Source organism: Pseudomonas endophytica (genome assembly GCF_001411475.1).
Taxonomy (GTDB): domain Bacteria; phylum Pseudomonadota; class Gammaproteobacteria; order Pseudomonadales; family Pseudomonadaceae; genus Aquipseudomonas; species Aquipseudomonas endophytica.
The window spans coordinates 25,338-34,286 of the sequence record NZ_LLWH01000179.1; the positions used below are offsets into that span (position 1 = coordinate 25,338).

Consider the following 8,949-nt stretch of genomic DNA (forward strand, 5'->3'; position numbering starts at 1 on the left):
CTTTAAAAGATCGCGAGCAAGCTCGCTCCTACATCGCTGTGTGTTAAAGCCGAGAGGCTTCGAAGCGGTGCTCAAGGGATAAAACGCTTGGGGGCATCATGCTGTTCCAGTCCTTGGTGTCGATATAGCCCAACATTTGTGGCTGAGCACTATGGCCATCCGCCTTAATAAACAGCGAGGCGCCATAACTGAATGTGGTGTCTGTTGGCACATGCATCTGACTTTCTAAATCGTCCATGCATTCGCTGTGGGTCACCAACACCAAGTTACGGCCCGGTACTTTGTGCTTTAGCACATCACTCAACATCGTGCCTCGACAGTTGAACACCCAGTCTTGCGCGCTAACCGGGTGAATAAACATGGCTTTCGCCGTTTGGCGCGAGCGCGTTAGCAAGCTGCTGTAAATATCAGCATGGGCCAGCCCTAGCTGCCTAAATTCTTGGCCCAGAGCCTGGGAAACCAACTCGCCATGTGCAGTGATGCCGTCTTCAGGCCCGAGGCACAACGTCGATGTACGGTCGCAACGCTCACCATGACGGACCAAGGCAATCACATCGCCCTGCGCCCAGCTTTCACTTAACACCAACACTCGGCTGGCATTGCTCGGCAAGGCTAAGTTTGGGGCCGGTGCAGGCGCCAGCAATTCAAGCGTAATGAATACGGTGATAACCGTCGCCGCAATCACCACCAGTGTATTTCGATAACGCCCCAGCGCTTTGCGCAGTAGTGCGCGCCTAGCACCCGCTAAACGAAGACTCAACATCACGTAGAACGCCCCTATGGCAGTCAGTAAACAACACTCGACGCCACCCTATAACTCGAAGATGACAATAAATGGGTGAACAGATCCGTCTGTAAGAAATCAGCTTTGCATAGCAAGCCTTTTTCAAAACTGAACGGAGTCTAGAAATTTGGGTGTAGGAGGTAGGTGAAGTGAATGTGAAAAAAACCTTTAAGCAGACACTTATTGATTGCGTACTAAAAAAGCGTTTCAGCTCTGCCCGGCACCGCCGATACAGCGCATAACAAACACTCTGCTGGGCCAAAAGAATAAAACCCTCCAGCGATAACAGATCCTGCGTGCACCGTTCCTGGAGATTGAAATGAGCAGTTGGCTGAGCAACATCAGCGTCAACCTAAAACTGGCCTTGGGCTTCGGCTTGGTATTAGCCCTCACCTGCCTGATGGCTATTGGCAATTGGTTCAGCCTCGACACACTGATTGACCGTAGTAACTGGATGAGCGATATCACGCGACTCAATAGCGCGCTCACCAACCTGCGGGTCGCGCGTTTGCAATACATGCTGACCAAAGGCGATGAAACCGCCGCGCAAAATGTGCAAACCAATCTGGACGCATTTGAAGCCCAGCAAAAACAATTGCTGAACACCTTCAAGAGTCCTGAAAACCTCAAGTTGCTCAACGAACAACACGACCTCATCAACCATTACAAAAACGCATTGATGGCAATGCGCAAGGCTTACCTTGAATCCGCGACGTCGCGGGAGCTGATGGACAGCAGCGCCAAGACCGTGCTCGCTGAAATTGCCACGCTGGATGCCCGCACACTGCAACGCCCTGCTGGCGAAGAAGGTCGCTTCGAGCAGTATCAGGCCGTGATCAAAGTACGCGAGCAGTTCTTGCTCGCGCGCGACTTGGCCCGAGCCTATACGGCCTCTCCTACAGCAGCGACCGAGCAAGCAGCGCTCAACCAACTGGCCACCGCGACCGCTAGCCTTGCCGGGCTGAATGCCTTTTTTAGCACCACCGCCGCTGACACTTTAAGCACGCTGAGTGAGGCAATGGGCGGTTACACACAGGCATTGAAGGTTTTCACCGAGACTGAAAAAAACCTGGTTGATCGCCGCGCAGACATGACGGTCGACGGTAACGGCATCGTCAGCCGCAGCACTGAGCTGTACAACATCCAGCTAGAGCGCCGTGACATCGAAAGCGCCAGCGCCAACCGCCTGCAATTGATCAGCACCTTGCTGGTTCTAATGCTTGGCATCGCAGCTGCGGTGATCATCACTCGCCAAATCACCCGTCCGTTGCGCGAAACCTTGGACGTTGTCGAACGCATTGCCAGCGGCGATCTGAGCCATAACGTGCAGGTCACTCGTCGAGATGATCTGGGCGTACTGCAACAGGGTATTGCACGCATGGGCACGACCCTGCGTGAATTGATCGGCGGGATCCGTGACGGTGTGACCCAAATCGCCAGTGCGGCCGAAGAGTTGTCTGCCGTCACTGAGCAAACCAGCGCCGGGGTTCACAGCCAGAAGGTCGAAACCGATCAAGTGGCCACGGCCATGCATGAAATGACCGCGACCGTGCAAGAAGTGGCGCGCAATGCCGAACAAGCTTCACAAGCGGCCGCCGCCGCCGATGGAGAAGCCCGTGAAGGCGACAACGTGGTCAATCAAGCGATTGATCAGATCGAGCGCTTGGCAGTTGAAGTCGGTCGCTCGACCCAAGCCATGGCGGTGTTGCAACAAGAAAGCGACAAAATCGGCAGCGTGATGGACGTCATTAAGGCGGTAGCCGATCAGACTAATCTGTTGGCGCTCAACGCGGCGATTGAGGCGGCTCGTGCCGGTGATGCGGGACGCGGTTTTGCGGTAGTGGCCGATGAGGTTCGCGCCTTGGCCCAGCGCACTCAGAACTCCACCGAAGAAATCCAAACCTTGGTGGCGGCGCTTCAGAGTGGCACTCAGCAAGTGGCTGTAGTCATGACTAACAGCCGCAGCTTGACCGACAGCAGCGTGAACCTGACCCGCCAAGCCGGTACTTCGTTGCAGGGCATTACTCGCACCGTGTCGAATATTCAGTCAATGAACCAGCAAATTGCCGCCGCGGCCGAGCAGCAAAGCGCCGTGGCTGAAGAGATCAGCCGCAGCATCCTCAACGTACGCGACGTGTCAGAGCAAACGGCAGCGGCGAGCGATGAAACCGCCAAGTCCAGCATTGAGCTGGCGCGGCTGGGCGGGCAACTGCAAGCCATGGTGAGCCACTTCAAGGTGTAACCGCCGCTTGGGCCGCGACGACAAGGGCTCTTGTTGTCGCGGCCCAAGCACGAGGCTGCGATCCGGCCCGCACCTTCTGCGCAAGCAGCCTGTTAAGCATGAGGCACGCGGGCACGTTTGAGCAGTTTTTTGCAGCGCTCAGACACATGCACAACCCGCAAATGCTTGCCCGCCTTGCTGTAACGCTCACGCAATGTGTCCAGCGCAGCAATGGCCGAGTAATCGACGAAGCTTAAATGGCTGCAATCCAGGGTCACCGTTGCGGGGTCATCGGCGGGGTCAAACAGTTTGAGAAACGCCGTAGTGGACGCGAAAAACAGCGTGCCGTGAACCCGATACAGTTTGCTGTCATCGCTCTGCACAGGCGTTTGTGCATAGAGCTGGCGCGACTGTTGCCACGCGAAATTGAGCGCGGCAATGATCACCCCGCACATCACGGCAACCGCTAAATCAGTGAACACGGTGATGACGGTGACTGAAATAATCACCAGAACATCGTTTAACGGGACTTTGTTGAGCACACGCAAAGAGGCCCAAGCGAAGGTTTGTTGTGACACCACAAACATCACGCCGACCAATGCCGCCAGCGGAATACGCTCAATGAACGGCGATAGAAACAACACGAACAGCAAAATCATGACCCCGGCGGTTACCCCGGACAGTCGGCCGCGCCCGCCCGAGCTGAGGTTGACCACGGTTTGCCCGATCATCGCGCAACCGCCCATGCCACCGAACGCGCCGGACACCATATTCGCGGCCCCGAGCGCCACACACTCACGATCTGGGTAACCCCGTGACTCGGTAATTTCGTCGGTCAAGTTCAACGTCAGCAAGGTTTCAAGCAGCCCTACCACCGCCATGATGACGGCGTAAGGGGCGATGATGCCCAAGGTTTCTAAGCTCCACGGGATGTCTGGCAAGGCAAACGTCGGCAAGCTGCCTGCAATGTGTGCCATGTCACCCAACGTCCGGGTCGGCAACCCCAGAAAATACACCGCCAGCCCTACGCTCAAGATCGCTACCAAGGCCGGCGGCGCGGCACGTGTTAGCCGTGGCAGTAAATAAACGATAGCCATGGTCAACGCCACGAGCCCGATCATCACGTAGAGCGCCATGCCGCTGAGCCACGTGTCGCCATTTTTGAAGTGATCCAACTGAGCCATGGCAATTACAATGGCCAGCCCGTTCACAAACCCGAGCATCACTGGGTGCGGCACCATGCGCACCAGCTTGCCGAGTTTGAGCACACCAAACGCCAACATAATCAGCCCGCTCAACAACACGGTCGCCAATAAGTACTGCACGCCGTGTTGTACCACCAGAGCAACGATCACCACGGCCATTGAGCCCGCGGCGCCGGACACCATGCCCGGTCGACCGCCGAACAGCGCGGTCAAGGTGCAAATAATGAACGCGCCATACAGCCCCATCAGCGGGGTGAGATGAGCCACTAGCGCGAATGCAATGCACTCGGGCAGCAGGGCAAATGACGTCGTGAGTCCGGCCAGGACATCAGCGCGCAGACGTGAAAATTTCATGGTTTACCTAAAGACGGGACGAACGAAGGGAAGATGTAGGAAACGGATGGTAACAAATTGCGAGGAAAGCAAAACCTCCGTAGGAGCTGCCGAGGCACGAAGGCTGCGATCTTTTGACATTAAAAAAGATCGCAGCCTGCGGTAGCTCCTACGGGTTTTGCGGGGTTATTTGACGACTTTGCCTACGCCACGACCGCGTGGATCGGAAGCGGTTTCTAGCGCAGTGCCGTTAACCCGGATGGCCTGGATGTCGCCCATGTTCCAGCCCTGATCTTCCAGGGTGTAACCCATAGCCTTAAGCTCATCCGCGACTTTGCCGGTCAGCGGCGCGTAAGCGTCGTAGTAAATCGTATCTTTAGGCAGCAACTGGTGATGCACGCGCTGTGCGGCCACGGCTTTTTCCAGCGGCAGGTCGTAATCGTAAATGTTGTTCAACACCTGAAAGATCGAGGTGAAGATCCGCGAACCACCCGGCGTACCGAGCACCAGTGTGACCTTACCATCGCGGGTCACCAAGCTTGGGCTCATTGACGACAACATGCGCTTGCCCGGTTCGATGGCGTTGGCATTGCCGCCCACCACGCCAAACGAGTTAGCCACCCCCGGCTTGGAACTGAAGTCGTCCATTTCATCGTTGAGCAAGAAGCCTGCGCCCTGAACGACAACACCGCTGCCGTAATCCCAGTTAAGGGTGTAGGTGTTGCTGACCGCGTTGCCGTCTTTATCGACGATGGAGAAGTGCGTGGTCTGATGCGGCTCTAAGCCCGGCTTGACCTTGGCTGTTTCGGAAATCGCCTTCGGATTCACCTCTTTCGCACGCTTGGCGATGTACGCCGGATCCGTCAGCTCAGCCACCGGCATTTTGCCGAAGTCCGGGTCACCCAAATAATCAGCGCGATCCGCAAACACGCGCTTCTCGATTTCGGCCAGCAGGTGAATATAAGGGGCCGAGTTCAACTCGACGCCTTTAAAGTCCGCCGCGCGGTCTTCTTTGATGCCGATCAGTTGGGCCAAAGCAATACCGCCAGAACTTGGCAGCGGCGCGGTGTAGAGGGTGTTGCCACGGAAGTCGACGCGCATCGGCTCACGCCAGTTGGCTTTGTAGTCGTTGAGGTCTTCTTTGGTAATCAGACCTTTGTCTTTTTTCATTTGCGCGACCAGAAGGTCGGCCGTTTCGCCGTGATAAAACTCTTTGGCGCCTTTATCGGCAATGCGCTCCAAGGTCTTGGCCAGTTCTGGCTGCTTGAACGTCTCACCGGGCTTCATGGTGCCAAAGTAGTCACCAAAGTTGGTGGTGCCGTTAAACAGTGCCAACGCGTCTTCGCGGTACTGGTATTGCTGGTCAGCGACTTTGAAGCCGTTTTTCGCGTAACCCACCGCCGGCGTGATCAGCTCGGCCCATGGCAACTTACCGAAGCGCTGATGCGCTTCCCACAAGCCCATCACCGTGCCCGGCACACCTGCCGCACGCGAGCCGACTAGGCTCAGGTTTTCGATGATTTCGCCTTTGTCGTTAAGGTACATATCGCGGGTGGCCGCTTTAGGCGCTGTTTCGCGATAGTCGAGGAAGTAAGGTTTGCCATCAATGAACAGGGTCATGAAACCGCCGCCGCCGATGTTGCCTGCTTCGGGGTAGGTCACGGCCAAGGTGAAGGCCGTCGCGACCGCAGCGTCGACTGCGTTACCGCCTTTTTTGAGGATTTGTGCTGCGACTTCTGCGCCGTATTGATCCGGTGCCGCCACTGCGCCGCCTTCCAGAGTGACGGCAAAGGCCGAAGAGCTCGCCGCGATGGCAGCCGTCAAGGCCAGGGTTTTGAACCACACAATACGCATTCGATACTTCCTTTTATTGTTATCAAACTTAGCCGAACAGTGTCTGATTTTGTAAAAAATTTCAAACACTAAAAGGAAAAATGCGGGCCTCTAAATCAGTCGCCTCTCAGTGCTTGAAGTACGACGCCGCATAGTTCGCGAGTTTGGTCTGAATAAAATCCAGAAAGCATTGAATGCGCAGCGCTAACTGCGAGTTGCGGTAATACACCGCATTAATGGGCTGACGATAACCGCTATTGAACTCACCCAGCAGCACCTGCAAGCGCCCGGCGCTGATGTCTTCATGGGTCATGAAGTGCGACAGGCAGGCAATGCCCTGCCCTTGCAGCGCCAAATGACGAACGGTTTCGCCACTGGATGCACTAATGGCCGGTTGAATCGGCCAGCGATCACCCTGTGCATAACGCAGCGGCCATTGGTTAAGGCCATCGTTTTGGGTAAAGCCGATCAACGTATGCTGGGCCAGATCGGCCACGCTGTTGGGCTTACCGTGCCGGGCGATGTAGTCGGGGCTGGCCAGAATGTTCAATGGGCTACAGCCCAATGAGCGGGCGTGCAGCGTGGAGTCCGCTAACGTACCGATGCGGATCGCGAGGTCGGTGCTTTGCTCAAGCAAGTCGATGATTAAGTCGTTGCTGTTCAGTTCCAGTTGAATGTCAGGGTAGAGCGCCCGGAACTCGGGAAGGTGCGGCACGATGGCATGCAGCATAAACGGCGACGCGGCATTGATGCGCAAGCGCCCGGACGGAATGCGCTGATGAGCGATCAGACGCTCTTCAAGCGCATCCATTTGCTCGAGGATCAGTTTGGCCTGCTCGAAGAAGAACTTGCCTTCCTCGGTCAGGTCCATGCGCCGCGTAGTGCGGTTAATCAGTGTGGTTTCGAGCTTGGCCTCCAGCCGTGACAGCGTGCGGCTGACCGCTGAAGGCGTTTGCCCAGCGTGTTCGGCGGCGGCGGAGATAGAGCCGCACTCGATCACCGACACAAAAATTTGCAGCTCATCAGATCTGGCTTTCACGCATGGCCCTCAGTAGTAGCGACTGATAGTAGTCGCTGACGAGGCACGAGGTTGTGATTACTGGCCGAAGACTTCAGTCAAATGTTGCTCGTAACGCGCCGCGTCGGCTTCTGGCTGCGGACGCTTCATGACGTCAACGCACAAGAACGTCGGTAGGCCTGTCATGCCCAAAAATTGCTGGGCTTTGTGGAATGGGAAGTACACCGCATCTACACCTTTACCTTCAAAGAAGTCCGCCGGGTCGTCAAATGCTTGCTGCGGAGCGTTCCAAGTCAGTGACAACATGTAGTGTTTACCCTGAATCAGACCACCGCTGCCGTAGCGTTGCGAGGCATCGGAACGGGTGCGGCCGTCACTGGCGTAAAGCGTGCCGTGACCTTGGGTAAATACTTCGTCGATGTATTTTTTAACAATCCATGGCGCGCCCATCCACCAACCCGGCATTTGATAAACGATGACGTCAGCCCACAGGAATTTTTCGACCTCGTCAGCCACGTCGTAGCCTTCGTCAATATGGGTGACTTTGACGTCAAAGCCCTGCCGATCAAAAAAGGCCAACGCCGTGTCGTGCAACGTCAGGTTGTAGCGACCGTCGGAGTGGGCAAATTTTTTAGCACCATTGAGCAACAGAATCTTTTTCATGAGCAGCCTCGTAAGGGGTTAACCCTCATCGCTGTTGAGCGGCACGGGGGGTCTTAAAGGTTTAATCGTGGGGTAAAGATATAGAACCCAACCTTTAGGAAAAACCCGCACTGAAGCAAATGGCTTTTGATTTGGAGTCACGAATAGTCGCTTTATTGTTGCACCAAAGTCTTAACCACCGATGAGTAAATGTGCACCCAACAACGCCATGCCGATAAAAAACACCCGTTTGAACAAGGTGGCGCTGATGCGCTGGCGCAACCATTGGCCCAGCCACATCCCCAGCATTGCGGGTAACAGCGCCAGCAGCGAGGCATTATGGACGAGGTGATGACGCCCGTGACCACGCCACAGATCGGGCCTAGCCAGCGCTCGGTAGACGGAGCGATGCGCAACGTGGGTAAGAACAATCCGCTCAAGGCGTAAAGTAAGAGTGCAGCGCCCAAGGCGCGTACAACCCAACCGCCGCCTTCAATGCTGAGCCATACCATGCCCATGCCGGTGCCCAGAAAGATCCCTAGCTGCATAGGCCAAAGACGGACCATTAGCGCTCGCAGCTGTCCGCCTGTCGCCAATTGCCAAGTATTGGTGACGATGGAAGGCATGATCAGCAACGCCGCAGCCTGCGCAGGGGCAATAGCCAGCCCCAACAGGCCCATAGCAACGGTAGGCAAACCCAAGCCAATCACCCCTTTGACCGTTCCCGCCAGCAGAAAGGTCATCATCACCAGTAATGACAAGGCCCAACCGAGGTGTTGGTAGAACTCAATTAATGTTTTCATAGGCCTATGTTGGGGGATGAAGACGAGGTTGAAAATGCGTCATACACAGAGCTAGCCTCTTGTTTAGCAATAGGCTCTAGCTACCCCCCCCCCCGTAGAAGCTGCCGAAC

Annotated in this window: 6 protein-coding genes and 1 pseudogene; 1 reads left to right on the top strand and 6 read right to left on the bottom strand. The window is 55.9% G+C overall.

The window, feature by feature from the left end:
- Positions 1-43: 43 nt before the first annotated feature.
- A complete protein-coding gene (gene pmrG / locus AQS70_RS14960; RefSeq protein ID WP_055103549.1) occupies positions 44-763 on the bottom strand; it encodes a lipopolysaccharide core heptose(II)-phosphate phosphatase PmrG in 720 nt (239 codons plus the stop codon).
- A gap of 340 nt (positions 764-1,103) precedes the next feature.
- Between pmrG and AQS70_RS14965 the strand changes: the two genes are divergently transcribed.
- Positions 1,104-3,026: a HAMP domain-containing methyl-accepting chemotaxis protein gene (locus AQS70_RS14965; protein WP_055103550.1), complete on the top strand. Its 1,923-nt coding sequence runs from the start codon at positions 1,104-1,106 to the stop codon at positions 3,024-3,026.
- A gap of 92 nt (positions 3,027-3,118) precedes the next feature.
- Here AQS70_RS14965 and AQS70_RS14970 read toward each other — a convergent pair whose 3' ends face one another.
- From AQS70_RS14970 to AQS70_RS14990, 5 genes and pseudogenes are all read right to left on the bottom strand, one after another.
- Entirely contained in the window at positions 3,119-4,564 is a 1,446-nt protein-coding gene (locus tag AQS70_RS14970; RefSeq protein WP_055103551.1) for a SulP family inorganic anion transporter, read from the bottom strand.
- A gap of 165 nt (positions 4,565-4,729) precedes the next feature.
- Positions 4,730-6,397 carry a gamma-glutamyltransferase gene (gene ggt / locus AQS70_RS14975; protein WP_055103552.1) on the bottom strand — a complete coding sequence of 556 codons (1,668 nt, stop codon included), beginning with the start codon at positions 6,395-6,397 and terminating at the stop codon, positions 4,730-4,732.
- Between the two features lie 106 nt (positions 6,398-6,503).
- On the bottom strand, positions 6,504-7,415 hold the full coding sequence (locus AQS70_RS14980) for a LysR family transcriptional regulator (protein WP_055103553.1): 912 nt from the start codon (positions 7,413-7,415) through the stop codon (positions 6,504-6,506).
- A 57-nt stretch (positions 7,416-7,472) separates the two neighbouring features.
- Positions 7,473-8,057 carry an NADPH:quinone oxidoreductase MdaB gene (gene mdaB / locus AQS70_RS14985; RefSeq protein ID WP_055103554.1) on the bottom strand — a complete coding sequence of 195 codons (585 nt, stop codon included), beginning with the start codon at positions 8,055-8,057 and terminating at the stop codon, positions 7,473-7,475.
- 171 nt (positions 8,058-8,228) lie between these two features.
- Positions 8,229-8,839: pseudogene (locus AQS70_RS14990) on the bottom strand (TSUP family transporter).
- Between the last annotated feature and the right edge of the window lie 110 nt (positions 8,840-8,949).

Excerpts from the sequence above, each read along its gene's own strand:
- pmrG (WP_055103549.1), bottom strand. The coding sequence starts at position 763 with ATGTTGAGTCTTCGTTTAGCGGGTGCTAGGCGCGCACTACTGCGCAAA.
- AQS70_RS14965 (WP_055103550.1), top strand. The coding sequence starts at position 1,104 with ATGAGCAGTTGGCTGAGCAACATCAGCGTCAACCTAAAACTGGCCTTG.
- AQS70_RS14970 (WP_055103551.1), bottom strand. The coding sequence starts at position 4,564 with ATGAAATTTTCACGTCTGCGCGCTGATGTCCTGGCCGGACTCACGACG.
- ggt (WP_055103552.1), bottom strand. The coding sequence starts at position 6,397 with ATGCGTATTGTGTGGTTCAAAACCCTGGCCTTGACGGCTGCCATCGCG.
- mdaB (WP_055103554.1), bottom strand. The coding sequence starts at position 8,057 with ATGAAAAAGATTCTGTTGCTCAATGGTGCTAAAAAATTTGCCCACTCC.